Consider the following 24,233-nt stretch of genomic DNA (forward strand, 5'->3'; position numbering starts at 1 on the left):
CGAGAGGTGGATGATGAAAATTCTAACCTGGCTGCTCATCGGTTTGTCTGCGCTGGCATTTGTGCTGGCTGTGGTATCAGTGCTGTTGTCGGGGCGCATTCTGGGCGTTTCACCCGAGGCGTATTCGCGTGCTTGCAGCAATCTGGCGCTTATAGCAATCGCGTTGCTCCTGACCCTGAAAAAGGGCGAATAGTTACTGCATGCCGGCTCAAAGTGCAAACTCTTTAGATGTTCCGAGTGGGGCATTTCAAGCCGGCTGCACATTATCCCGAGCTGGGCACTAAAGACCCCAAGTTTGGTTGTGCGTTTTCTGAAAGTGTTTAATTCCCATGCTTTTGGATTGCTTGATTGTATAACAGGTTCTGTTGGTTTAATAGTGTCAGCTTTTGCCTGGCAACATGGTTTCCGGTTTTCAAAATTAACAGATAAATCAAGTTATTGCCGGTTTGATCAAATATATCGTAACCGCTTCCCGTGTCAAAATTCCAATACCCTTTTAAATGGTAATATCAACAGTAAAAAAATCAAAACTTTCATAAAGCGCCTCCTTCTGTTGGTCAGTACAGGCAACAACCATACTATTTTGCTATAAATTGTATTAGTGGGGAGTTTTATGTTGTTTCATTATAAACCCGTTCAGGAGGGGGAGGTCTCCCCCTCGCTGCAGCCAGGCTGCCCGCCTCTTGACAATACTGCCTGGAGTTGATAGTCTGAGCGGGGCGGGCACCGCCTCGCTAAACCGGCCTCACCATCGCGGTACGATCGAATTACGCAGCGGATGCTACAAGTTTCAATCCCCGCACCCCCGCGGGCCGGTTTACCGTCCGTCTGAGAAACGCCGGCCGGCCGCTCGGCTGCCTGTCTTCCGCTCCCCCCTCTGTTTTCACAACGTGCCGGATGGGATTGTAGTGCGTCAGAATCATACCCTTGTCGTACAATTTTCAATGGTGCGACAAATGAAAGGAGCAGAGTACAGTTTTTTTCCAATCGTTGCCGCTCTCAATCATCGTTTTACTCTACCCTGTTTCAGTGTGTCCACAATAGGGGTTATAAGGTTACTTGACCACTTTATACTTTTTTTCTTGCATGTATACAAAAAAATCAATATAATTAATAAATCAAACTCAAAAAAGCGGGGCAGTCTTTGGGGTTGAACACATCCACAGGGCAAAACCAACCGAAACTCCTGGATCAGGTGAGGGGTGTGTTGCGTGCGCGCCATTATAGTTTGCGGACGGAACGAACGTATGTAAACTGGATCGTAAAGTATATCAAATATCATAACCTTCAACATCCAGGAAAATTGGGCGAATCAGAGATTAATCAGTATTTAACGCATCTTGCAGTACGGGAAAACGTGTCGTCATCAACTCAAAACCAGGCCCTGTGCGCAATAATATTTTTATATAAATATATTCTAAAACAGGATGTTGGAGAACTCGACATCACATGGGCCAAAAAGCCGAAAAGGCTGCCTGTGGTGTTTACTGGTGAAGAAGCAAAATCTGTCTTGAACCATCTGGAAGGCATGAACCGGATCATGGCCATGCTGCTCTATGGTAGCGGACTGCGGCTTTCCGAATGCCTGCAAGTGCGGGTCAAGGATATCGATTTTGGGTTTAAACAAATCATTGTGAGAAGCGGCAAAGGTGACAAGGACCGGAAAACGCTCTTGCCGGAAAAACTTGTCGATCCTTTGAAAAAGCAAATTGAATATGTGAAAATTCTACATCTCCGGGATTTAAAAAACGGTTATGATTCTGTCTATTTGCCCTATGCCTTGGAACGAAAATATCCGCATGCCGGACGAGAACTGGGCTGGAAATTTGTCTTTCCGGCGCATAAGATATCAACTGATCCCGTCAGTGGTGTGCAGAGGCGTCATCATATTCACGAAAGTGTGCTGCAAAAAGCGGTGAAACGTGCCATAAGAAAAACCGGAATCCATAAAAAAGCCGGTTGTCATACCTTTCGGCACTCGTTCGCCACACGGCTCCTTGAAAACGGATATGATATCCGAACCATACAGGAACTCATGGGGCACAAGAACCTGGAAACCACGATGATTTATACGCATGTGATCAACAAAGGCGGGTTGGGTGTCAAAAGTCCGGCGGATGATATATAATCTGTATGATGAACACAAAACGGAAAATCTATCCGGGACAACCGGGCACACAAAAATGGATAAAGAAATACGGCGACGATCTGGTCTGTATCCGCTACAAGTATGATCCGGATACCCATCGTAAAATGATAACCGTTGAGTTGGTCGTTGAAGAAAAGGAATGGCACAAAAATTATGATCACATTCCGGAAAATAAAATGATGGCGATCCGGATTGAATACGGAGAACGCGAACTGGGTTTAAAAGTCAGATCTGTCGGCGGCACCTGGAATCGTAAAGAAAAACTCTGGTATTTACCCTGGAATGCGATTAAAGCGTTGTCCTTACAGGACCGGGTTGTCACTTTTTCTAATAATAGAAAATCTCGACCTCCCTGATATTTTCTAATAATAGAAAACCAGTTTTTTCTAATAATAGAAAATGTTTTCTAATAGTAGAAACATTTTTCTAATAATAGAAATAAATTAGGAGGTTTAACGGTCGGATAAACTATATGTTATGCCGCAAGGAGGAAATTATGAAAAAGTATATTATTTCTCTTGTGTTGCTATTACCTATATACTGTTTTTCTCAATGGCTAGATCAAGGATCTTTACAAGCCACAGTATTACTGGAAAAATTAAAAGATTCTGAGCTTATTCCACATGGCACTGGATTCTTGCTCTACAATTATGATAATCCAAGAGACTATATCGTTGTAACTTGTGCACATTTAATAAAAAATCGTAATGAAATATTTGTTAGAATGAATATAGATAGTTCGATTACGCAAGCTTTTAAAGAAAAGGGAAAAATAGATGGGATATATACTGCTGAAAGAAATTGGGAGATTATTGAAAATAACATTGTATTTAAAATTAATCTAAGTTCTAATCCTAAATCATATGTAATTAATGATTCACTTGATATAGGGGCTTTTTTTATCAATATACCAATATTAATTGTAGAGGATGACACTTCAAAAAAGGCTTTGAAATTCTCACAAAAATTAGGTGTTCCCAAAAGTGGATTTAAATATAGAAAAGAATTATCCTTAGGTGATGAAGTATATTTTATTGGCTTTCCTTTTGGTATAGGAGCTTCGAAAACAATTACACCTATTGTTCGTTCCGGTTCTATAGCATGGCTTCCTTCTGGATATCCAGGATTTTTACTTGATTCATTTTCTTTTGGGGGCAATAGCGGTAGTCCTATTTTCTGCAAGGTATTGTTAGGTACAAAAATAGGAAAGTTAAATTGGGATGCACCAAAATTAATTGGCATGATTATAGGTCATCATGGTATAAAACTAGATAATGTACTCACTCAGCCGAATCCGGATGAATTGAAATTTGAAAAGGGAAGCTTAGAAATGAATTTTGGATTAGCAAGATGTGTCTTTATAGATGATATTTTAAAAGTAACTGAGCAATTGGTCACTAATTAGGTGGGCATAACGAATAAGCGTTGCATTCGACCTGAACGCAGTGAAGGTCGATATGGAACGCGGGGTTGGACTTGGCCCTAACGACTAGTAGCGAGGTTTAGTAGTGGAGTTGTAAGTTAATGGAATTTACATTTTTGGGAAGGCGCTTACACAACAGTTTAAAACTGTTCAGAAAATATATCTCGGAAAAAATACTAAAATGAATAGTATCAAATCCTGAGCAAGGTTCAAAATAAGCTGTAAACAAGGCAAAACTACTGTTTTCTAATATAAAAGACATACGTCACCCATGTCATTGAAAATGATTTTTTAAAGTTTTGAGATTGTAAGCCCAATATTTGGAGGTCCTCTTGTTTTCGGGATTTCCGCGACAAAAATCAGTGCATGTCCGCAGTCAGGGCATTTCATGATTTTATCGTCTGTGATTAAATCATCAATATTTGTTTGTAAACGTTCACCGATCAGGTTCTTTGACATATGCCAATTCACCTCGTTTTTTGGTGGCCAATATTCCAAAATAGCGCACTTTTACAAAGCTTTTTGGAAGAATATGTTGTAAGAACAGATATATGAATTCATTGGCATCCAGTGACCGGGTTTTCACGGTATCTGTTTGAGCATCTTTATAGCGGAATGTTACCTTGCCATGTTGTAAGTTTATTATGTTTTTGTCAGAAATGGCTACACGCATGATGTATGGTGCCAAGTATTTAAGAGCTGATTGTCCGTTTCCAACTGGTTTGATATGACAAACCCATTTCTTTTTCCATGTATTGACTGGCAGATGAAGATTCAAATTTTTCTGAATGAGAGCATCTTTGAATAATCTGCGAATCAATATTGACAAGGGTTTGACATGCACCAGAAAATCGGGTTTGGCCCATTTCCAGCGTTTGCCATCTTTGGTCAGTCCGCCAGCCGGTATAAGGAAATGAATATGCGGGTGATATCTCAGATCGCGCGTCCATGTATGCAAAACACCCATCATGCCGATATCGGCGCCGAGGTATTTTTTCTCTTTTGCCAGAATTAGCAGCGCCTGAGCGGCGGCTCGAAAGAGTAACGAGTAAAGCATTCTTTGATGTTGTTGAAAGGCGGTATGCAGTTCATTTGGTATTGTAATGGTCGCCAAAAAATAGGATGTCGGCAACAGAGTCTGATATTGTTTGGCAAGCCATTGATTTGCGCGGTCATTTTGACATTTTGGACAATGTCGATTTCTACATGAATGATAACTGTAATGTATTTTGCGGCATTCTTCACATTTTCCAAGTCTGTCCACCCAGTGCAGAAGTTCTACAGTCAACAATATTCTGCATGGTTTTATAATGACTTGGAAGAATACTTTGGTCTATATTTTGCAATTGTTTCATTTCCATATTGGCGGATAATGTCCGCCATTGTGATCACAGGCTGTTCATAACCTTATTGATCACATGAACTGGGTCAGGCAGATTCTGATTGATTAGTTGAGTATAGATCATGGTTGTTTTGGGATCTTCGTCGCCGAGTATTTTTGCACAAACCTCAGATCAACGCCGGCTTCGAGTAAATGTGTGGCATACGAATGCCGGAGATGGTGAACAGAAACCTTTTTTGCAATTTTAACAGCATCCTTGGCTTCTTTGAAAGCAATTTGTATACTTGTCAAAGGAATAGGTTTGTCAGTGGTTGGCATAGCGTTTCCACCACGGCCAGGTGCCGGGAATATCCATTTTGGATTTCGATGTGTTTTGTAGAAAGTTCTCAACAATTCAAGAGTGCGTTGAGGTAATGGTATATATCTGTCCTTGTTTCCTTTGCCGCGATGAATATGGACAAACATACGTTCAGAATCAATGTCGGATATTTGGAGATGGGTACCTTCTTGAAGCCGAAGACCGAGAGAATAGATCGTGAATAAACAGGCCTGATGATGAGGAAACCGTACGTTCTTTAAAATTTTGTGAACTTGAGCCTGGCTTAATACAACAGGTAATGATTTTTGTTTTTCAGGACGCACAAACCTGATTGTTGTCCAATCGCGTTGCAGGGTATGGGTAAAAAAGAACTTGATACCGCATAATGCAATGGTACATGCGGTTCGCGACCATTTGCGTTTGTTTTTGTTGTAGAGGAAGTATTGGCGCAGTTCCTCTTCGGTGATTTGACCAGGTGGTTTTTGGTAATATGTTGAAAGTTGAGCAATAGAACGAATGTACATTTCAATTGTTCGTTCCGACATGCCTTTGAGTTGCATGTCTTCAGTCATACGTGTACGCCAGTCAGTCATCGTGAACCTCCTTTTAAAATGAATAATTGATTTGTGAGGTTCACGATGGCTGCAATTATCAGGCAAAAGTGCCCGCCCGCTTTTTTGGGCGGGCTTAGTTCAACATTTCCATGCACCGGATTGGAACCGCCGATTCTTTTGAGCAAATTTCGATGTAGATTCAAAGTCTGGTGCATTTGCGCTGGTTAGCCTGATGCGGTTCCAACCGGTGATGAACTTGTTAGCAGCTTAGAAAGTTTTATAATTTCAAGAATAAAGATTTTGAGTAATTGAAAACGTCTGATATTTTAACTATATTACTTGTGATTAGTATTTTTACAAAAGATAGAGTGAATTATTGGAAAAAGAACTTATTATTATTGCTGGTCCAAATGGTTCGGGTAAAACTACATTTGCAATTGATTTTCTCGCAACTTTTAAGGCTGAATTTTTGAATGCAGATGAAATAGCTAAAAATTTATCACCTAAGAATTTTGAAAAAGTTAGAATAACAGCAGGAAAGATATTTTTAAAGAAGTTAAAGTCTCTGGTAAATCAAAATAAAAGTTTCGTTATTGAGTCAACTTTGGCAGGAAATTATCTAATTCCTGTAATAAGAAATATAAAACAAAAAGGGTATAAAATAATTGTTATTTACATTTTTTTAGAAAATGAAAAAATAGCAATAAAACGAATTGAGGAAAGAGTCCTAAAAGGTGGTCACTCGGTTCCAAACGAAGATGTAATTCGTAGGTTTAAACGGAGTAAGATAAATTTTTGGAATATCTATAAGGATATTGTCGATAGTTGGTATTTGTTTTATAATTCTGAAGATAGTTTTCAGGAAGTTGCATTTGGAAAAGAAACAGATTACATAATAATAAATGACAATAATTTTAAAGTATTCTTGGGCGATATTGAGGGATAATTCAAATGGTAGTAAATAAATTGAATAATCTTGAAATTTATCAAAGAGCAATTGAGCTAAAAAGAATCGGTAACCAGGCAGTAAGAAAGGCGCAAGATGAGAATAAGAGACTTGGAATTCCTAGCGTTTATTCTCGACGAGGCAAGTTATATTATGAATTACCGAATGGTGAAATAACTTATAAAAATCCCTTTGTTTAAATTTCAATTTAATCATTCAAAACAATCAAAAACATAATTGTAGATGTAGATTCTGTAACTATAAATTATTATAAAAGTTATGTAGTGCGTCAACTGCTAACCCGTTCGTCAACCTGACCGGCTTGCGCCGGGTCGTTTTTGAGTTATTCAAGTTGTCGATCATCTCTGCCGTTTGCCGGGCGATGTGCGGATGAATCGCCGGCAGGTTACGATGGACGTTAGCCAAAGTAAATGTGATTGAAACTACATGTTTGGGAGAGGATGATGAAAGCAGATTTGCATGTGTTTAATATAGGACATGGTGCAGCATCGTTATTACAAGTCCAACAAGACAACAATAAAACATATAATATCTTGATCGATGGAGGGCCAAATTCTGATCTCAAAACTTATCTTAAAGCTCGTATTGGAGAGAATACGCCCTTAGATCTTGTCATATTAACACACATCCATACTGATCTATTACCAACGGTTAACAAGTTTACCAAAGCCAACGGAATAATACTTTACCACCTAAAGTGGAGCACATAGATTCTCTTACAAGACTCTGTAAAAAAAACAGTTCTTTGGCATAAAATATCAATTATATTTTTATATTTTTAAAATGAAACCAGATTACTATTTATTTTTCTGTCGATAAGATGGTCCTTCCATCAGTATAATCTCCGAGTTTTAACGAGCCGGTCTGCGATGGCTTGAGCGATTACAGCACTTTGAAAGATCTCTCCCCAGCGGCCAAAGGGCAGATTGGTGGTCACGATTGTACTCACACGTTCATGCCTGGCACTGAGCACCTGGAAAAAAAGATTTGATGACTGTTCGTCAAGCGAAAGAAAACCCAACTCGTCACAAACAAGCAGACTTGGAGTTTGATAAAATTTTAGTTTTTTTAACAACGACTGATCAGCTTGAGCGGCAATGAGGTGATTAATCATATCAATAGCTGTTGTGAAGAGTACACGTTCATTTTTCAAACAGGCTTGATAAGCTATGGTTTTTGCTAATCGGGTTTTTCCGGTTCCGGGGGCGCCAATAAAGATCACGTCTTGTTTTTTATGAATAAAATCACATTCGGACAAACGCAAAACAAGGGATCGGTTCTGTTGTCGGGAGACATGGAATTTAAAATCAAAGTCACTTGGCAAGCATTTATCAATCAAATGCGACGCTTTGATTCTGTTTTCAACAGAGCGTTTCCAGCGTGATTCGTTTTCCAGGTCAAGCAAATAATCGAGCAGCCACAGAAAGCCGTTGTTCTGCTCTTTTTCTTTTTCAAAGGCATCTTCGAGATATTCGGCCATGGTATTGAGTCGCAACTGCTGCAATTTGTGGATTGTATTTTCAATTTTTGTCATCATTGTTCCTGCTTTTTTTCAAAGTAATGGCATCATAGATTAACAGATCGGGTTCCTGTAATTGTAACTGATTGAGCGTTTCATCTTTGAGGGTAACTTTGGGGTAATATGTTTTAATATGCATTTTTTGATGCAGGATATTCTCAACATAATCGACGCCATAGGCTTTGTATTTGAGGGTTATTTCAACGGCCTCCACAACTGCTTTGGCTCCATATTGTTCTCTTAATTCCAGGAGATGACTGGATGCCCGGGAAAGGCTTTTCCCGGCCTTGGCCAAATTTTCGATGAATAGTTTGATGGGTTCACCCATTGAAAACAAGAGTTGTTCTTGTCTGGTTAACCTTGCCTTTTTACGTGTTTTCAAAAGTTCTGAAATATGGTTCGGATTTTCAATAACAGCCCGGCGTTTCCAGCTTCGCGTGTGTACAGCAACAATTTTGTTTTTATGGCCTGCCCAAATTGTATGGTTATCCGCTTTGACACTGACTGTTTTACCGGCCATCCACCAAGGCGCTGAATAATAATTTGCATCAAATTTAAACCGGCAATCGGAATGGACTTTAGCTTCTGAATGATCTCTGGTATCCGGCAATACATCCGGCAATGGACGCAGGGCTTTCGGCTGAAAACGTTCAACCGGTTTTTCATTCGTTGTTGCGTGAATACGTGTATTTGCAATGTGATCGCGCCATTTGCAGGCTTGCACATTTACATCATCCAGATCGGCAAAGGTGCGGCACGGCCAAAAGTTATAGCGAACGTAATGAACACCGCCTTTTTCTATCTTGCCTTTTGCGGATGCGTCCCTTATGCCGCACGCGTAAGGTCTGATATGAAAAGGGCGCAAGAAATGCAAATAATCTTCGTTGAACCGGATAATATCGCCGATTCGTTCAATGACCGCTGTTTTCAAATTATCGTGCACCAGTTCTTTGGGAGCGCCACCAAAGAATAAAAAGAATTCAACAGGGTGCGCATCACAGCTTCTTTGTTTTGACTATGTGTGAACTCGATGTAGAGCATTCTGGAATGGCATTCTATCACCGTCATGCAGTACAGTTTTCTGGAGGTGTTGCCATAAATGAGACTGCCGAAATGCCCCCAATCAAACTGACATTGTTCACCAGGGCTGCTTTCAAACCGAATGTAGGCTTTGGATCGTTTCTTACCTCCTCGTTTAGCAAGGAGGTAATCGCGCAAAATCGTAATCCCTCCGGTATAGCCTTTTTCGTCGATACGTTGTTTAATAACAACAGCGCTGGCGTTCGGCCAACCTTCCAGCAGTTCATCAATATAATTATAGAACGGTTCCAATTTACCTGGCTTTGGACGTCTGGGAGGTGTGGCAATATCCGGGGAGTTGAGATATTTTTGCACAGTTGGTCTTGAAATACATAACTTTCTGGCAATTTGGCGTTGTTTCATGCCCATATCAGCCAATTTGTGAATTTCAAAGATGATTCGTTTATTCATCATGACTTTTGGCCCTTTCAAGAGATTCAGTTACAAGTTTACGGATCGTCACTGGGGTCCCAGTTTTCAAAATCGGAGCGGGTAGTCAAGGGTTTTGAAGGCAGTGCAACCGGCTTTTTCGGCAAAGAAAGCACCTGAAACATAAACCCGTCAAAGGCAATCAGGGATTTTTTGATCAAAGCGTTTCTGGCAGTGATAAAATCATCAAGACTTATCCTCAGCATCGTGCAGAGCCGGTCCTGACTGTAATAAGACAGCCCGTGCCGATCTCCGACAAGCACGAGCAAAAAGTAAATCAAAAGCTCGTGTTGATTCAAACTGGTAAAAAAATGGTCTGTGATAAACCGGTGTGGAATAAAACTAAATCCCCCATCAATGTTACGCACCCGGTCGGGAATAAGGGGTTTTTTGGTGATTTTCATCATTCTGCCTCCCGAATAATAGATCACGTACAAATTCAACTGAAATCTACTATACCACAAGGCAAATAGCAATAGCGTCCATTTTTACAATTAAATTCTTAAAGACAAAAAAAGGTCAATATTTTTATGTAAATCAGCCAGTTGCACGATTAACGCGTCCATTTTTACAATTTTCCCGGATGAATCAATTTTATAAGGATTCATTACACAAGTGTATAATTTTTCTGACTGCTTTTTTAACGCGTCCATTTTTACAATTTTAATCAGCTCCGCTTTTTTTGACTGGTTCGCATTGCGTTTTTTCTGAAGGTCTCGGTTTCTTTTCACATAGTCTGGATGCTTTTTACGATACTCTTTTTGATATTTATCTAATGGATAGGTCTTGCGCCATTTCTTTAAACATGCGACTTGCTGTTCGTGATACTGAGAATCCTGAATCATTTTTTGTTTTTGCCAGGCACGTTTGCGGGCTCTTTGGCAGTTGGGGGCACTGCAGTATAACTGATTGCCTTTGAGCCGGGGATTAGCAGGTTTTTGCTTACAGCAATTCTTGCAAATAATGGTTTTCTTCATCACAGACACTCGTATTGGTGGAAGGATAGTTAGGGCTGAGAACCAACATACAGCCAAAAACAAGCCCAATAATCTAAAGTGCCATAAAAATTAATTTGTGAAAAGGGGGAAAAAGAGAATAAAACGAATGATATGAAAATAAGAGAAAATTAGATGGAATTTTTATGAATATTTATGAAAATGAATTAAATGAAAGAAAATGTATGGTAAAGTTTTAGACCGGTGAAAATGGTAAAGAATTAAAGTGGTGGTAATACTGATCATTGTAAAGGGTTAATCCCACTGTTTCAAGAGTGGAAAGGAGAAATTCGTCAGTTATGGATTCCCTACCCAATTCGTGTGCTCCAAGAGATTGCAAGCGCACTTGCAGGTACGGGGGAAGATATTAGTGAATTTGATAATAATCAAAATGATGAGGGAGAAAATGATCATAAAGAGTGGTCAAAGGGGGTAAGGGAAGCATTTGATGAGGCAAAAAATCGTCTGAGCGATTGTATCCAACAAGAAGGAGATGAAGAAATTCAAAGTCCCAATCAAAATACAGAAAACTTAGATCACTTCATTAAAGAGTTTGAAAGGTGGATTGAAAACTCAAACGATTTCAATTTAAAAGAAGTTTTCCCAGATTTAGAAAATTTTATTCCATATTTGGAAGAAATTTGGGACTATGAATTCCCCAAGTTGATTTACTATCTTGAAAAGCATGAACATCCTAAATTTGAGAGAAGAATTTTTGAAAGATTACATTATTATTATCATAAGTATCCTAGAAGGTTCTTCTTACCTTTATTACTTCTACTCATGAAATCAAAATCACACTTTCCTTATGGAAATATTAACGCTCAGAAGCTCAAAAACACTTACTATCAATATGGCAAAAACAAAAATGATGCTAATACTCGAAAATTTGTTTTCGGAAAAAGTATGGCAAGTTATAATACTCTAAACAACATTTTGCGAATTGCTAGAACAAGATCCACCCCAGTTCCAATAGTACAGGCTACTTCCGATCTATTATTAAACACTCCTTTATCATCCGTCCCTCAATTAAAAATATTGTCACCCTCATATCCCTTGATTTGTGAAATAGAATCACATTTAAAACAACAAAAAGGGAAAGATTTCTATGAAAGTTTGTATATGGTCTGTGCATTAGAAGCTGCAAATGTAGTAGGCGTTGCAACAAATATTTATGTCGATGATACTACAATTCTTTTTCCGGGTGATAGTGATTTGCAGGGCGTAGATTTAGAGGATTTTAAATCTGATTTATTGTTTTGCCCACATCATGGAGGTCATGCAGGTTCTTTTGTTCAAAAGTATGCAGAGACAATACAACCTAACAAAGCTAGCAACCGAAAAATTGTTGTCATTTCAAAAGGGACAAAGGAACAAGGCAAACGCCCAAGTGATGAGTGGATTGATGTTTTTCAAAGACATCATGAAAATCTTGAAGTCTATTGTACAAATGCATCAGAAAATGTGCCAACTTGTAAAGATTGCCAGCCCCAAAAATGGCAAAATAATAGTGCTCTTCATTTTTCTTGCGAAAACAAACAATGGACGTTAGTAAATGAAAATACTGACAATAAAAATCAGCGTTGTAAATTCTTAGAGATCATGAATCGCAACAAGAAAGAAAGCAAGAACGATGAAATTGGCTAACAATTGCATTCAGACCGAGCACTTGCCCGCCGTTTTTTTGAATCGAAGCATAGAGGTGGATTGAAAGTTAATCTTTTTTCCGACACTTATCGTAGCGGGCAAGTGCCGGCTGATGCAGAGCATTGGGCGGCCAAACCGAGAAATAGACATGCAACAGTTAATTGATAAGATATCTAGTTACAACTTGTTCAATTACCTTTTCCCGGGTGTTATCTTCGCCGCAATCGGGCTTCAAATAACCGACGTAGATCTCACCGGAGGGCACCTCGCCTTTGGTGTTTTCATGTGCTATTTCTATGGTCTAATAATTAGCAGGTTAGGTTCCTTGCTGGTAGAGCCAATACTAAAGAAAGTTTCCATCATAAGGCCGGCAGATTATCGGAGATACATTGCCGCATCCAAGGAAGATCCCTTCATCGAAACATTATCGGAGCAGAATAATTCATATCGAACGCTAATCTCATTGTGTCTCGTGCTTCTATGTTTACATGGACTCGAACTTATGCGCCAGGCCATGGATAAGGATTGGAACACTTTTTTTCCATTTACTTTACCGCTCTTATTTGTATTGTTTGTGGCCGCCTATCGCAAGCAAACAGACTACATTAAGAAGAGAATTGATAAGTGCCTAGAAAGTGATTCAGGAATACACTCTAAGGAGAATAAAGATGAAACTCACAATACATGATGTTGGGGCTGGTGGATGCATCACATTGCTGCATGAAAATGGCAATTGTATGATGTGGGACTGCGGTAAAAACGAAGGCAATCAGCCATCACGTATCTTGAGATCAAGAGGCGTCACAGAGATACAGCACTTTTTTGTTACAAACTATGACGAAGACCACATATCAGATCTGCCGGAACTGAGAACTGCGATCACAGTTAAGTCGCTTTACAGGAACAAGTCTATATCAGGCGAGCAATTGAGGGCACTCAAGAAGGAGAGTGGGCCAATAACGAATACTATGGTATCGCTTCTAGACATGATTAGTTCCTACACTGGCGGTCCGCTATCGCCAGCCCCTGATTTCCCCAATGTATCTTGGAAGGTGTTTTACCTGCCCTACGGAGAAGAGTATTGCGACACAAACAACATCAGCCTTGTGACATTTCTGCAGTTTGGAGAAACAAAGTTCATATTTCCTGGCGATCTAGAAAATAAGGGTTGGGAGGGGCTGCTTAATAACCCTGATTTTGTTGGTGAATTGAATGGCGTAAATGTCTTTGTGGCGTCTCACCACGGCAGGGAAAACGGTTACTGTTCAGAGGTTTTTGATCATTGCAGTCCGCAGGTTGTTGTGATTTCTGACGGGGAGATCAAATATGCTACTCAAGAAATGGTGAACACCTATGCTGCGCATGCAGCTGGTATTCAGTTCAATGGTGACACCAGATATGTCTTAACCACGAGAAGGGATGGTACAATTACGTGGGGTTGACGGAAGCGCCCAACAAGGCGCTCAACCGGACGCCTTCGGCGCCGGTTAGCTTGAACGTTATATCATAATAAATAGCAATAAATACTAAAAATTGATTTGTAAAGCAAACAATGAAAATACACTGATAAAATATATAAGATAATAATCAAAAAATAAGGAGGAAATTATGGATTACCGTATTTTATTAGTTTATGCAATAGTATTTTCAATATTATCAGGTGGTATAGCACATAAAAAAGGTGGTTCAGTAATTGGTTATTTTTTGCTTGGAATTATTTTGGGACCTATAGCTATGCTTATAGCCTTCCTAGCAAATAATGATAATAATAAATGTCCAAACTGTGGTGAAAAAATATCTCAAGAAGTTGAAATTTGTCCAAATTGTAGTGAATCATTAGCAATAAATTAATGAGATATTACTCAGTAGGTAAAATTATTGTTTTTTAAGAAATAGGATATTATATAAGTAGTAAAATACTATCTAATATTTCTTTTTCTAGTAATATAAATAAAATATTGGATTTAATATTTAATCCATAATGATATAACGAATAAGCGTTGCATTCGACCTGAACGCAGTGAAGGTCGATATGCGAACGCGGGGTTGAACTTGGCCCTAACGACTCGTAGCGAGTTTTAGTAGTAGAGTTGTAAGTTAATGGAATTTACATTTTTGGGAAGGCACTGTACACAACAGTTAAAAACTGTTCAGAAAATATATCTCGGAAAAAATACTAGAAAAATGAATCGTATCAAATCCTGAGCAAGGTTCAAAACAAGCTGTAAACAAGGCAAAACTACTGTTTTCTAATATAAAAGACATACGTCACCCATGTCATTGAAAATGATTTTTTAAAGTTTTGATTTAACAAAGCTTTTTGGAAGAATATGCTGTAAGAACAGATATATGAATTCATTGGCATCCAGTGACCGGGTTTTCACGGTATCTGTTTGAGCATTTTTATAGCGGAATGTTACCTTGCCATGTTGTAAGTTTATTATGTTTTTGTCAGAAATGGCTACACGCATGATGTATGGCGCCAAGTATTTAGGCGGTGGGATAGATTATTTTGAAAAGAAAAAGGAAATTAAAAGATATAATCCCACCCCCCTTAAGAGCTGATTGTCCGTTTCCAACTGGTTTGATATGACAAACCCATTTCTTTTTTTGCAATTTTAGCAGCATCCTTGGCTTCTTTGAAAGCAATTTGTATACTTGTCAAAGGAATAGGTTTATCAGTGGTTGGCATAGCGTTTCCACCACGGCCAGGCGCCGGGAATATCCATTTTGGATTTCGATGTGTTTTGTTGTAGAGAAAGTATTGGCGCAGTTCCTCTTCGGTGATTTGACCAGGTGGTTTTTGGTAATGTGTTGAAAGTTGAGCAATAGAACGAATGTACATTTCAATTGTTCGTTCCGATTTACCCTGTGAGATATAATATTTTCAAAAATTGAATATCTAAAGCGTTCAACTGATTCTGAATAAAATCTATGACGCTAGTCTATCTCACGGGGCAGGTACCTTTGAGTTGCATGTCTTCAGTCATACGTGTACGCCAGTCAGTCATCGTGAACCTCCTTTTAAAATGAATAATTGATTTGTGAGGTTCACGATGGCTGCAATTATCAGGCAAAAGTGCCCGCCCGCTTTTTTGGGCGGGCTTGGTTCAACCATCAGCTCCACCTGACGTCCGGGGACTGTGCTCTTTGAACAGGTTGTGCGCCGGGTGTTTTTCGGTGCGGGGTTGGTCGGACGATTTTCGGCGTCCCGGCCGCAGGTGAGTTCGGTTATGTTTAAAATAATTGTCTTGCATTTTTATTGAATTTTTATAGATTTCAATATGGTATTAATATGATGTAATAATAGAGGTGTTTAAAATGGCAAATATCATTGTTAAAAACATTCCAGATGATCTCTACAAAAATTTAAAATATTTTGCTGCAATGAATCATCGGAGCTTAAATAACGAAATTATTGTCTGTATTGAAAAAGCAATAAAAAGTCGCCGATTCCAAACGGCTCAATTCTTGGATAGAGCTCAAAGAATTAGAGAAGAAACTAAACTACCATTTCTTACCGATGATATGTTAAACAATATTAAGCAAGAGGGCAGACTGTGATAATAGTTGACACAAACATAATCACATACCTGTTCATAGAAGGTGATAACACTGTCAAAGCCGAAAATGCGCTTAAAAAAGACTCGGAATGGGCTGCTCCAATTTTATGGCGGAGTGAGTTTGGAAATGTCCTGGCTTTCTATATTCGGCATCAAAATTTGGAACTTGATAAAGCCATCAAAATCATGAATGAAGCAACTCATTTAATGACTGAGAATGAGTATGATGTAATATCATTAGACGTCTTACAATTAGCGGAATCCTCCGGATGTTCTGCATATGATTGTGAATTTGTTGCATTAGCAAAAGATCTCGGGGTTTCACTAATTACTTCTGATAAGAAAGTATTGAAAGCATTTCCACAATATACAATTTCATTAGATAAGTATATTCAGTAGTCGTTTCAAAGTAAACACATAACAATCTGCTGCACGCGACGGCTGGCGCCGTCGCTTTTGACAGCTTCGCTGTCAATTTCATTGGTAGATTTCGTCGCGCATTCTGATTCGTTGCTCGACGCCGTGCGTGAGCAAAGTGTTATACCTGAAAGGAAGTGATGAGATACTATTACGTAAATTTACAGGTGGATTTTAAAAAGTCGCGTAAAATGCCATCCAGGCCAGATTCTCAAAAAGAATGGAATTCCGTTGGATATTTCCAAACATTTTATTGCACTGAGGAATCGAAAGAGAAAGCAAAGAAATTAGTATATCAATATTTTCTTAAAAATGAGAGTGATCCATCAAATTGCCAAATCAAATATGATCATGTTGCATGGATGCGAAGTGTTACCAAAATAGAAGATCTTGCACACGGAATGAAATCAGAACTCACACAACAAATGTTCGACAACAGGAATAAAATTGGAATCTGGTATGTGGGAGAAAAAGGCTATTATGTTAGCGAAGAAGATTACTATGCGGAAATGGCAGAGGAACCAATAGAAGAATTTGATATAAAAGATGATATCAAAGCGGAACTGTCTGAAATTGATGATGAATTTTGGGATGGTTATGAAGGGATATGTCAAGCATGTGACGCTTATGGTTCAGTCGATGATATGATGCTTTGCAACGAATGTGCGAGTAAATTAGAAAGAGATTTGATACGACAAGGGGAATGGGATTATAGCGCATCAGCATTTGGCATGTCAAAGGATGGTCGAGAAAAACTAAGAAACGAAGTAATTAAAAAATACGGAAAAAAACTCGAATTGATAGCCCCAAAAACTGAAAAGAAAATTAGTAAGAACAGAAATAAATCAAAGCGTCGAAAGAATAGGAAAAAAATTAGCAAAAATTAAATATTTAAATTCAAATTCTGGCAAAAATTCAGTAACGTCCGGTTAGGTTTTTGCACGTGAATAATTTCGATACTTTTTTCTGCGAATTTTTCTGTATTTTTTCTTATTTGATTCTCGGATTTCATTTTGAATCTGAATGCGTAGCTCGCGGACGCGTTCAATATTTACTTTTTCGTTGTAATTTTCATGACAGTAAATAGCCAGCAATAAATATGTGATAAGACCGCCAGGAATTTGAACCATGAGTCCATACTGGCTTCGAGCCATAAGATGATAAACGTTGAGATGGCGTTTCCACCAGGCAAAGGAATCGTCTCGCAAGACTTGAACAAGATGAGTACCGGACTCGTGCTCTTCGAGATGATAGAACACAAGAGCATTGAGTTGATCTTCAAACGTCATTTGTAAAGGTCGATCTCCTCGTGAAACTAATGGAGGAACCTTGGACAAAACAGTTTTGATCGGCTCCATTAGATTTTTGAAGGTTTTTGATTTTTGTCGAGCACCAAATTTTTTGAATCGTCGTCGCATTTTCATAACACCTAATATTTATTAATGTTATGAAAGTCGGCTTTAAAAATTTTGGCGTAATGTCAAGTCTTTTTTGAATTATGTCAAAACGGCAAGTGTAATAGAATCAAAGACTAAAAAAATGTCTAAAATACGACACCCAGGTTCGGGTTTGTGTAATGATTCGCATGTGCATGAACGGGCAAGATGTTTTTTTTGCTCAGGCGTAGGCTTTTTGCTCTTGGGTGTCCAGATTTTTCAGTCGTTTCAACGCTTCCTGGACCACTCCGCGTTTCAACATCACGTTTCTGTGGCCTTCGACATAACGTTCACCTTTGAGACAGTAGGTCAAAATACCCTTGATCTGTTTGAGGGTTGCGAATTGAATTTTATCCGGGTATTTAATAAACTCGCGGATTTCCGGAGATAAATAATCCAGATAATCCCATTCACTTTCCTGTAGCAACGCGAAAAATTCTCTGACGTCTTTGCGGTACTGGTAGGCGTTTTTTAATGTCAGTCCCCGGTTGTCTTTTTTGTTCTCCATAAAAGGCTGCTGCGTGTCTTTAAAATTTTCCAGATACGCAGTGACTTTATCAATCTGCGACTGCTTTGGCACTACAAAATCAATCATAACAACACCCCTCTCTTTGAATGGTTACTTTAACTCCGTGGTCTTGCAGGAACCACGTATATCACTCATGATGAGCGAACTATTCTGTTCCAAACGGTAAATAGCGGATGAATTTTAAGAGTCATCGGATTTCGGTGCCGGAGTCATATCTGCTGCCCCACTCTGGTAGCTCGTAAAAAGATACGGTTTCAATTCATAAATGTCAACATTTTTTTCCTGCTTGCTGTATGAGGGGGGGGAGGATGCAAGGATACGAATGAGTTTCGGAATTGCCCGGATTCATCAATTCTTTGAGTTTTCCTCTTGCTTTTCAATTCAATCCTTTATATATTTAATATTCAATGGATATTCAAGGAAAAACTACAGGAAACGTTTGATATGCTGACTCCGAGAAAACACTTAAAAAAAAGAGAGCTAAAAGAAGATAAACTTGTCACAATATATTCAAATGCCCGCCGGTGGGCGGAGCAAAATTTCCGGATTCTTGCCGGAGCAAGTGTGGGGATCGTTGTGGTGATTATTGCCCTGGTGTTCGTTTCTGATCGGCGCGAAGAAAAGCAGGCCGAGGCCAGTGTGTTGTTTGTACAGGCGAAACAACAGTATAATCAGAGAAATTATACCCGGGCGCTGCAACAGTTCAGCGCCCTGGTCGAAAGCTATGGCGGCACCATGAGCGGCAAGATCTCTAGATTGTACCAGGGAAAATGCTTTTATGAAAAAGAAGATTATGAAAATGCGTACAAACAGTTCAAGGCGTTTTCCGGTTCTATAAAAGGCAGTGATCATTTTCAAATGTCAGGTTTGATTAATGCCGCCGCCTGTCTGGAGCAGCAGGAAAAATATGAACAAGCCGCCCGCGAACTTGAAAATGCGGCAAAAAAATATCCAAAATCCGCGCATGCTCCGTTTGCGCTGCTTAAAGCCGGACAGAATTATGATGAGCTTGAAAATTATGAACAGGCCGGGCAATTATACGAAAAGATCGTGCAAAAGTATCCTGAATCTGCAGAGAAAAATGATGCGATATTGTTAAATTCCATGAATTAAATCTCTGATTTTCGATAAAATACTTGCTTTTTTGCGTAAAATTGCTTATAATCGTAACTGAAAAAGTGGGCCTAAAAGCCCACTTTTTTGTTATATAGAATGAGGTGTTGGAGTGTCGGTTCAAGCTGAAATTGAAAAATATTTGCAGCCGATTCTAAAAGAGCATGAGCTCGAATTGGTAGAGTTGAACTTGACCCGCGGAAAAAAATCCAGGGTTCAGGTATACGTCTGGAAGCAGGATGGAGTGCTCATCGATCTCTGCACAAAAGTAAGCCGGCAATTGGCGGATGTGCTGGATCGAAAAGACCTGATCCCCGGCGCTTACCGGCTCGAGGTATCGTCGCCCGGTTTGGATCGACCGTTAAAAACAAAACGGGATTTTGAACAAAGGATGGGCGAAAAGATTAAAATTGAGCGCAAGGTGAACGATAAAACACAGCGGATTCGCGGACTGATTCATCAAATCGGTGACACGAGTGTAACACTGCAAGCCGATGATGAAGATTATGAGGTGGTTCCGTTTTCCGAGATCATTTTAGCAAAAATTATTATAGAGATTTAACAAAGCCGTCTGGGATTGTCCTATGAAAAGTGAAATTGTACAAGCTTTCTCAAGCCTTGTAAAAGAAAAAGAGATGGATAAAGAGGTACTCACCTCAATCGTTGAAGATATCTTTTTGTCCATGATCAATAAAAAGTACGGAACTTGCAGCAATTTTGATGTCTTTGTGAATATGGAAGCGGGCGAAATTGAGATTTACCAATACAAAACGATTGTAAAGAATGTGGAAGACGAGGTTGCCGAGATCGATCTGGAGACCGCACAAAAGTTTGAACCTGATCTGGAGGTGGGGGATGAATATATGGAAATGATCGATCCCTCCAGTTTTGGCCGCCGTCTGATTGTTTCGGCAAAGCAGAATTTGAATCAACGCATTAAAGAAGTTGAAAAAGAACACATTTATGAAGAATTTAAAAACCGTGTCGGTGAGATTGTCAGCGGTGATGTCCGCCAGATGAATCGCGGTGAGATTTTTTTGAATGCCGAGGGTACGGAAGTATTGCTGCCCCGACGGGAACAAATTCCGAACGAACGTTACCGTCGCGGTGAAACCCTGCGCGCTGTGATCAAGGATGTGGTTTGGTCATCCCGCGGCCCGGAGATTATTGTGTCCCGGGCGGATGAGATGTTTCTGGCGCGTCTGTTCGAACTTGAGGTCCCGGAGATCAGTGATGGCACCATTGAAATTAAAGGTATTGTTCGTGATCCGGGTGAACGCACAAAAATCGCAGTGTATTCAAATGATAAACGTATTGATGCGGTTGGCGCCTGTGTCGGGATGAAAGGGATGCGAATTCAGGCGATTGTGCGGGAACTGAATAATGAAAAGATTGATATTATTAACTGGAGTTCAGAACCGGAGATTTTTGTCAACCGCGCGTTGAGTCCGGCCAAACCCAGCCGCATTGTCATTGAAGAAGAAGAACGCAAGATTTACGCTGTTTTGGATGACAGTCAGATCTCCCTTGCCATCGGCAAAGGCGGACAAAATCGCCGTCTGGCATCCCGGTTGACCGGTTATGATATTCAAACCATCAAAGAAGATGAGTACAGTCAACTGGTTGCTGAAGAAACCGGGGATATTCCGCTGAATGAAATAGAAGGAATATCCGAAAAGATCCTGCAAACCTTGTATATGAATGGATATGAAACCGCACAGCATGTGATGGAAGCAGAGTTGAGTGAGCTGATGGAAATGCAGGGTGTCGGAGAGAAAACGGCTGAAAAACTAAAAACTTTAGTTGAAGAGCAATTTGAAGAAGAATAAACAGACTCATTAAACCCTCAGGAGTTTCTACATTTGGCTGTTAAAAAAAGAGTATTTCAGGTAGCTAGAGAATTCAGTATATCCAATGAGGCTCTGATCGAGTTTCTGACAGGACATGGTTACGATATTCGCAACCATATGAGTCCTATAGCAGATGATGCGTATGCCGAGGTTCAGAAAAAGTTCGGTGAAGAACCGGTGCATCATGAGGATTCTTCGGCAGAGTTTCGGAAACGTCTCCGCGACAAGCAATCCAAGCAAAAGGAAGCTTCGCAGCGGGCCAAAGAAGATCTGGAACAGCGTTTGCGGGTTGCTCGCGAACTGGCTGAAGAAAAACCCAGGAAAAAGCATGCAGAGTCCAAGCAGAAAGATGCTGAACACGCTCTGGAAACGCCAAAGCCTGAAGATGAGAAAAAAGACGAGAAAAAACAAGCTGCTCCCGCTCAGCTCGAAACCGAAAAACCGGCCGAGGAAGGAACTCCGTCAAAGCCCAGAAAGCGCCGTCCCAAACGCAAGTTAAAGATCGTAGAAATTCCACCCGAGGGCGGGAAAAAGTCCGAGAGAGGGAAAAAGGAAGCAGAACCTGAAAAGAAAAAACAGGAAGCTGCTCCCGCCGCAGAGGGAGAGAAGAAACAAGCGGGAAAAGGCAAGCAGAAAAAAAAGCCCAAGCAAGCTGGCGCTGAAAAACCGACTCTTGAAGATGAAAAGAGCAAGTCCAAAGGTAAAAAGAAAAAACGGCGTAAAAAACGTAAAAAACCTTCGTTTGATGAACAAGAGATTCAGGACAACATCAAACAGACTTTGGCATCCATTGAAGACGAATCCAAAAAAAGTGGAAAGCGCAAAAAACGCAAATCCGAAACTGAAGGCGTTGAATTTGACGAGGACAGAATCATCAAGGTCAGTGAGTTTATGCCGCTGGCGGATCTGGCCAGACGAATGGAAGTCACTGCAAATGAACTGATTGTGAAATGCATGGAACTGGGCATGATGGTGACCATCAACCAGCGCCTGGATATGGAAACCATTGAACTGGTTGCCGACGAGTTTGGATATACAGTGGAAGCGCTGTCTGAGTTTGGTGAGGATATTCTTGAGGATATTGATGAAGAAGAGGAAGAGGCCAACACCGTGCCGCGAGCGCCCGTGGTTACCATCATGGGGCACGTAGACCACGGAAAAACATCTTTGCTCGACTATATCCGTGAAAGTAATATTATCGGCGGCGAATCCGGCGGTATTACCCAGCATATGGGCGCTTATGAAGTCAAAATAAACGATCGCGCCATTACGTTTCTTGATACACCGGGACATGAGGCTTTTACCGCTATGCGTGCCCGCGGCGCTCAGGTCACCGATATTGTGATCCTGGTTGTAGCCGCTGACGACAGTGTGATGCCTCAGACCATCGAAGCCATCAGTCACTCCAAGGCTGCCGGTGTGCCTATTATCGTTGCCATCAACAAAGTGGACAAGCCCAATGCCAACCCGGATATGATTCGCAAGCAATTGGCCGATCACGATGTGCTGGTTGAAGAATGGGGCGGCAAGACGCAGACCGTTGAAATTTCAGCCAAACACGGTCAGAATATTGAACAACTGCTCGAGCTGGTGCTTTTGGAGGCCGAGATTCTGGAACTTAAATCCAATCCTGGTCGCAAGGCAAAGGGAGCGGTCATCGATGCGCGTTTGGACCGCGGCAAGGGTGTGGTGTCCACGGTGCTGGTGCAGAACGGTACCCTGCATATTGGCGATCCGTTTATCGCCGGCAAAGTCAGTGGCAAGGTCCGGTCGATGTTTGATGAACGCGGCGACCGCGTTGATGATGCCGGTCCTTCGCGTCCGGTGCAGGTGCTCGGTCTGGATGGCATACCCCAGGCCGGTGATACCCTCATGGTATTGGACAGCGAACGCGATACGCGCGGCATCAGCCAAAAACGCCAGCAGCTGCAGCGTGAACACGACCACTGGCAGACACGGCCGCGCACACTGGACGAGATTTCCCAGGAAATCCAGAAAGGGCAGGTACAGCAGCTGTCTGTGGTGATCAAGGCGGATGTGGACGGGTCTATCGAAGCCATTGCGGACGCGCTTGTTAAACTTGCAACTGATGAAGTTGCAGTCAATGTGATCCATAAAGGCGTCGGCGCGATCACGGAATCAGATGTTCTGCTGGCGAGCGCCTCCGGCGGTGTCATCCTCGGCTTTCATGTGCGTCCGTCGGTCAAGGCACGTGAACTGGCAAAACGCGAACATGTGGATATTCGCTCCTATAATGTGATTTACGATCTGGTCGAGGATGTGAAATCCGCTCTCGAAGGATTTCTCGCGCCGACCATCAAGGAAAATAATATCGGTACCATCGAGGTCCGGCAGACTTTCAAGGTGCCCAAAGTCGGTGTGGTGGCAGGCTGCTATGTGATGTCCGGACGCATCCACCGTAATCATAATATCAAATTATACCGCGACGACCGTTTGATCCATGAAGGAACAATTTCTTCGCTGAAACGTTTTACGGACGATGTCCGTGAAGTGGCTTCGGGATATGAGTGCGGTTTGAGTATAGATAATTTCAATGATATCAAGGTCAATGATGTCATTGAATCCTATGAAATTGTTGAAGAAAAAAGAACACTTTAATGTTTGTCAGTTTATGTCAGGTTGATTTGATGCTGCCGAACAGCAGCTCGCTCAAAGAAAAACGCATGTCCCTGAGCAAGATCAAACAGCGACTGAGAAATAAATTTAACGTGTCCGTTGCTGAAGTTGACCAGAATGAGCTGTGGCAGCGCAGTACAATAGGCATTGCTCTGGTGGCAAACAAACGCGGTTTTGCGGAACAGCAGATACAAAAAGTTGTGGATTTTATTGAAACACAGGACTATGTGACCGTCCTGGACATACAAAACGAGTTGTTATAAA

The 24,233-nt window shown here is 40.7% G+C and carries 27 protein-coding genes and 1 pseudogene; 18 read left to right on the forward strand and 10 right to left on the reverse strand.

Translation table 11 applies throughout. The annotated features are described in order from the left end of the window. Positions 1-10: 10 nt before the first annotated feature. The 4 genes from U5R06_11615 (at position 11) to U5R06_11630 (ending at position 3,554) form a co-directional block, all read left to right on the forward strand. Positions 11-193 carry a hypothetical protein gene (locus U5R06_11615; protein ID MDZ7723423.1) on the forward strand — a complete coding sequence of 61 codons (183 nt, stop codon included), beginning with the start codon at positions 11-13 and terminating at the stop codon, positions 191-193. Between the two features lie 1,002 nt (positions 194-1,195). Further along, positions 1,196-2,128, forward strand: a complete 933-nt coding sequence (locus U5R06_11620) for an integron integrase (GenBank protein MDZ7723424.1) — start codon at positions 1,196-1,198, stop codon at positions 2,126-2,128. 5 nt (positions 2,129-2,133) lie between these two features. After that, entirely contained in the window at positions 2,134-2,505 is a 372-nt protein-coding gene (locus U5R06_11625; protein ID MDZ7723425.1) for a hypothetical protein, read from the forward strand. A gap of 140 nt (positions 2,506-2,645) precedes the next feature. Then, positions 2,646-3,554, forward strand: coding sequence for a serine protease (locus U5R06_11630; protein MDZ7723426.1), 909 nt, complete (start codon positions 2,646-2,648; stop codon positions 3,552-3,554). A 454-nt stretch (positions 3,555-4,008) separates the two neighbouring features. On the opposite strand, the gene U5R06_11635 is transcribed toward U5R06_11630, so the two are convergent. Together U5R06_11635 and U5R06_11640 are read right to left on the reverse strand one after the other, a co-directional pair. Further along, positions 4,009-4,860 carry a transposase gene (locus U5R06_11635; protein MDZ7723427.1) on the reverse strand — a complete coding sequence of 284 codons (852 nt, stop codon included), beginning with the start codon at positions 4,858-4,860 and terminating at the stop codon, positions 4,009-4,011. A 174-nt stretch (positions 4,861-5,034) separates the two neighbouring features. Then, the gene (locus U5R06_11640; GenBank protein MDZ7723428.1) at positions 5,035-5,826 is read right to left on the reverse strand and encodes a site-specific integrase; all 792 of its coding nucleotides are present in this window, start codon (positions 5,824-5,826) and stop codon (positions 5,035-5,037) included. A gap of 337 nt (positions 5,827-6,163) precedes the next feature. Here U5R06_11640 and U5R06_11645 point away from each other — a divergent pair, with 337 nt between their 5' ends. The 3 genes from U5R06_11645 (at position 6,164) to U5R06_11655 (ending at position 7,464) form a co-directional block, all read left to right on the forward strand. After that, positions 6,164-6,733: a zeta toxin family protein gene (locus tag U5R06_11645; GenBank protein MDZ7723429.1), complete on the forward strand. Its 570-nt coding sequence runs from the start codon at positions 6,164-6,166 to the stop codon at positions 6,731-6,733. Positions 6,734-6,738: 5 nt separating this feature from the next. Beyond that, complete coding sequence (locus tag U5R06_11650; protein ID MDZ7723430.1) at positions 6,739-6,933, forward strand: hypothetical protein; 195 nt, start codon at positions 6,739-6,741, stop codon at positions 6,931-6,933. Positions 6,934-7,194: 261 nt separating this feature from the next. Further along, positions 7,195-7,464, forward strand: coding sequence for an MBL fold metallo-hydrolase (locus U5R06_11655; GenBank protein ID MDZ7723431.1), 270 nt, complete (start codon positions 7,195-7,197; stop codon positions 7,462-7,464). A 122-nt stretch (positions 7,465-7,586) separates the two neighbouring features. On the opposite strand, the gene U5R06_11660 is transcribed toward U5R06_11655, so the two are convergent. From U5R06_11660 to U5R06_11680, 5 genes are all read right to left on the reverse strand, one after another. After that, entirely contained in the window at positions 7,587-8,291 is a 705-nt protein-coding gene (locus U5R06_11660) for an ATP-binding protein (GenBank protein ID MDZ7723432.1), read from the reverse strand. Next, positions 8,275-9,204, reverse strand: coding sequence for a hypothetical protein (locus U5R06_11665; GenBank protein MDZ7723433.1), 930 nt, complete (start codon positions 9,202-9,204; stop codon positions 8,275-8,277). Before U5R06_11665 ends, U5R06_11660 begins: the two co-directional genes overlap by 17 nt. Further along, complete coding sequence (locus U5R06_11670) at positions 9,201-9,767, reverse strand: hypothetical protein (protein ID MDZ7723434.1); 567 nt, start codon at positions 9,765-9,767, stop codon at positions 9,201-9,203. The genes U5R06_11665 and U5R06_11670 overlap by 4 nt, the downstream gene beginning before the upstream one ends. 35 nt (positions 9,768-9,802) lie before the next feature. Beyond that, the gene (locus U5R06_11675; GenBank protein MDZ7723435.1) at positions 9,803-10,189 is read right to left on the reverse strand and encodes a hypothetical protein; all 387 of its coding nucleotides are present in this window, start codon (positions 10,187-10,189) and stop codon (positions 9,803-9,805) included. A gap of 87 nt (positions 10,190-10,276) precedes the next feature. Next, the gene (locus tag U5R06_11680; GenBank protein ID MDZ7723436.1) at positions 10,277-10,762 is read right to left on the reverse strand and encodes a hypothetical protein; all 486 of its coding nucleotides are present in this window, start codon (positions 10,760-10,762) and stop codon (positions 10,277-10,279) included. Positions 10,763-11,098: 336 nt separating this feature from the next. Between U5R06_11680 and U5R06_11685 the strand changes: the two genes are divergently transcribed. The 3 genes from U5R06_11685 (at position 11,099) to U5R06_11695 (ending at position 14,275) form a co-directional block, all read left to right on the forward strand. Further along, complete coding sequence (locus U5R06_11685; protein ID MDZ7723437.1) at positions 11,099-12,424, forward strand: hypothetical protein; 1,326 nt, start codon at positions 11,099-11,101, stop codon at positions 12,422-12,424. A gap of 668 nt (positions 12,425-13,092) precedes the next feature. Continuing rightward, positions 13,093-13,866: a hypothetical protein gene (locus U5R06_11690; GenBank protein ID MDZ7723438.1), complete on the forward strand. Its 774-nt coding sequence runs from the start codon at positions 13,093-13,095 to the stop codon at positions 13,864-13,866. A gap of 166 nt (positions 13,867-14,032) precedes the next feature. Beyond that, positions 14,033-14,275: a zinc ribbon domain-containing protein gene (locus U5R06_11695; GenBank protein ID MDZ7723439.1), complete on the forward strand. Its 243-nt coding sequence runs from the start codon at positions 14,033-14,035 to the stop codon at positions 14,273-14,275. Positions 14,276-14,978: 703 nt separating this feature from the next. Here U5R06_11695 and U5R06_11700 read toward each other — a convergent pair. Then, entirely contained in the window at positions 14,979-15,302 is a 324-nt protein-coding gene (locus tag U5R06_11700; protein MDZ7723440.1) for a phage integrase N-terminal SAM-like domain-containing protein, read from the reverse strand. Between the two features lie 443 nt (positions 15,303-15,745). Here U5R06_11700 and U5R06_11705 point away from each other — a divergent pair, with 443 nt between their 5' ends. The 3 genes from U5R06_11705 to U5R06_11715 all read left to right on the forward strand — a co-directional run bounded on the left by U5R06_11705 (position 15,746) and on the right by U5R06_11715 (position 17,291). Next, on the forward strand, positions 15,746-15,988 hold the full coding sequence (locus tag U5R06_11705) for a DNA-binding protein (GenBank protein MDZ7723441.1): 243 nt from the start codon (positions 15,746-15,748) through the stop codon (positions 15,986-15,988). Continuing rightward, on the forward strand, positions 15,985-16,386 hold the full coding sequence (locus U5R06_11710; GenBank protein MDZ7723442.1) for a type II toxin-antitoxin system VapC family toxin: 402 nt from the start codon (positions 15,985-15,987) through the stop codon (positions 16,384-16,386). Before U5R06_11705 ends, U5R06_11710 begins: the two co-directional genes overlap by 4 nt. Before the next feature lie 158 nt (positions 16,387-16,544). Continuing rightward, positions 16,545-17,291, forward strand: coding sequence for a hypothetical protein (locus tag U5R06_11715; GenBank protein MDZ7723443.1), 747 nt, complete (start codon positions 16,545-16,547; stop codon positions 17,289-17,291). Positions 17,292-17,411: 120 nt separating this feature from the next. On the opposite strand, the pseudogene U5R06_11720 reads toward U5R06_11715, so the two are convergent. Continuing rightward, positions 17,412-17,690, reverse strand: a pseudogene (locus U5R06_11720) (hypothetical protein). Positions 17,691-18,021: 331 nt separating this feature from the next. Continuing rightward, positions 18,022-18,435, reverse strand: a complete 414-nt coding sequence (locus tag U5R06_11725) for a DUF6508 domain-containing protein (GenBank protein MDZ7723444.1) — start codon at positions 18,433-18,435, stop codon at positions 18,022-18,024. 378 nt (positions 18,436-18,813) lie between these two features. Here U5R06_11725 and U5R06_11730 point away from each other — a divergent pair, with 378 nt between their 5' ends. From U5R06_11730 to U5R06_11750, 5 genes are all read left to right on the forward strand, one after another. Further along, positions 18,814-19,482, forward strand: coding sequence for a tetratricopeptide repeat protein (locus U5R06_11730; GenBank protein MDZ7723445.1), 669 nt, complete (start codon positions 18,814-18,816; stop codon positions 19,480-19,482). A 112-nt stretch (positions 19,483-19,594) separates the two neighbouring features. After that, positions 19,595-20,044 carry a ribosome maturation factor RimP gene (rimP, locus tag U5R06_11735; protein MDZ7723446.1) on the forward strand — a complete coding sequence of 150 codons (450 nt, stop codon included), beginning with the start codon at positions 19,595-19,597 and terminating at the stop codon, positions 20,042-20,044. Between the two features lie 22 nt (positions 20,045-20,066). Then, on the forward strand, positions 20,067-21,311 hold the full coding sequence (nusA, locus tag U5R06_11740; GenBank protein MDZ7723447.1) for a transcription termination factor NusA: 1,245 nt from the start codon (positions 20,067-20,069) through the stop codon (positions 21,309-21,311). Between the two features lie 33 nt (positions 21,312-21,344). After that, the gene (infB, locus tag U5R06_11745; GenBank protein MDZ7723448.1) at positions 21,345-23,951 is read left to right on the forward strand and encodes a translation initiation factor IF-2; all 2,607 of its coding nucleotides are present in this window, start codon (positions 21,345-21,347) and stop codon (positions 23,949-23,951) included. Then, a complete protein-coding gene (locus tag U5R06_11750; protein MDZ7723449.1) occupies positions 23,951-24,232 on the forward strand; it encodes a DUF503 domain-containing protein in 282 nt (93 codons plus the stop codon). The genes infB and U5R06_11750 overlap by 1 nt, the downstream gene beginning before the upstream one ends. Position 24,233: the final 1 nt, after the last annotated feature.

The sequence above is a fragment of the candidate division KSB1 bacterium genome (genome assembly GCA_034521575.1).
Taxonomy (GTDB): Bacteria; Zhuqueibacterota; Zhuqueibacteria; order Residuimicrobiales; family Krinioviventaceae; genus JAXHMJ01.

Coding starts and splice junctions, on each gene's coding strand:
- U5R06_11670 (MDZ7723434.1), bottom strand. CDS start 9,767: ATGATGAATAAACGAATCATCTTTGAAATTCACAAATTGGCTGATATG.
- U5R06_11705 (MDZ7723441.1), top strand. CDS start 15,746: ATGGCAAATATCATTGTTAAAAACATTCCAGATGATCTCTACAAAAAT.
- U5R06_11675 (MDZ7723435.1), bottom strand. CDS start 10,189: ATGATGAAAATCACCAAAAAACCCCTTATTCCCGACCGGGTGCGTAAC.
- U5R06_11690 (MDZ7723438.1), top strand. CDS start 13,093: ATGAAACTCACAATACATGATGTTGGGGCTGGTGGATGCATCACATTG.
- U5R06_11750 (MDZ7723449.1), top strand. CDS start 23,951: ATGTTTGTCAGTTTATGTCAGGTTGATTTGATGCTGCCGAACAGCAGC.
- U5R06_11615 (MDZ7723423.1), top strand. CDS start 11: ATGATGAAAATTCTAACCTGGCTGCTCATCGGTTTGTCTGCGCTGGCA.
- U5R06_11655 (MDZ7723431.1), top strand. CDS start 7,195: ATGATGAAAGCAGATTTGCATGTGTTTAATATAGGACATGGTGCAGCA.
- U5R06_11640 (MDZ7723428.1), bottom strand. CDS start 5,826: ATGACTGACTGGCGTACACGTATGACTGAAGACATGCAACTCAAAGGC.
- U5R06_11695 (MDZ7723439.1), top strand. CDS start 14,033: ATGGATTACCGTATTTTATTAGTTTATGCAATAGTATTTTCAATATTA.
- U5R06_11630 (MDZ7723426.1), top strand. CDS start 2,646: ATGAAAAAGTATATTATTTCTCTTGTGTTGCTATTACCTATATACTGT.
- U5R06_11730 (MDZ7723445.1), top strand. CDS start 18,814: ATGCTGACTCCGAGAAAACACTTAAAAAAAAGAGAGCTAAAAGAAGAT.
- U5R06_11660 (MDZ7723432.1), bottom strand. CDS start 8,291: ATGATGACAAAAATTGAAAATACAATCCACAAATTGCAGCAGTTGCGA.
- U5R06_11625 (MDZ7723425.1), top strand. CDS start 2,134: ATGATGAACACAAAACGGAAAATCTATCCGGGACAACCGGGCACACAA.
- U5R06_11650 (MDZ7723430.1), top strand. CDS start 6,739: ATGGTAGTAAATAAATTGAATAATCTTGAAATTTATCAAAGAGCAATT.
- nusA (MDZ7723447.1), top strand. CDS start 20,067: ATGAAAAGTGAAATTGTACAAGCTTTCTCAAGCCTTGTAAAAGAAAAA.
- U5R06_11715 (MDZ7723443.1), top strand. CDS start 16,545: ATGAGATACTATTACGTAAATTTACAGGTGGATTTTAAAAAGTCGCGT.
- U5R06_11725 (MDZ7723444.1), bottom strand. CDS start 18,435: ATGATTGATTTTGTAGTGCCAAAGCAGTCGCAGATTGATAAAGTCACT.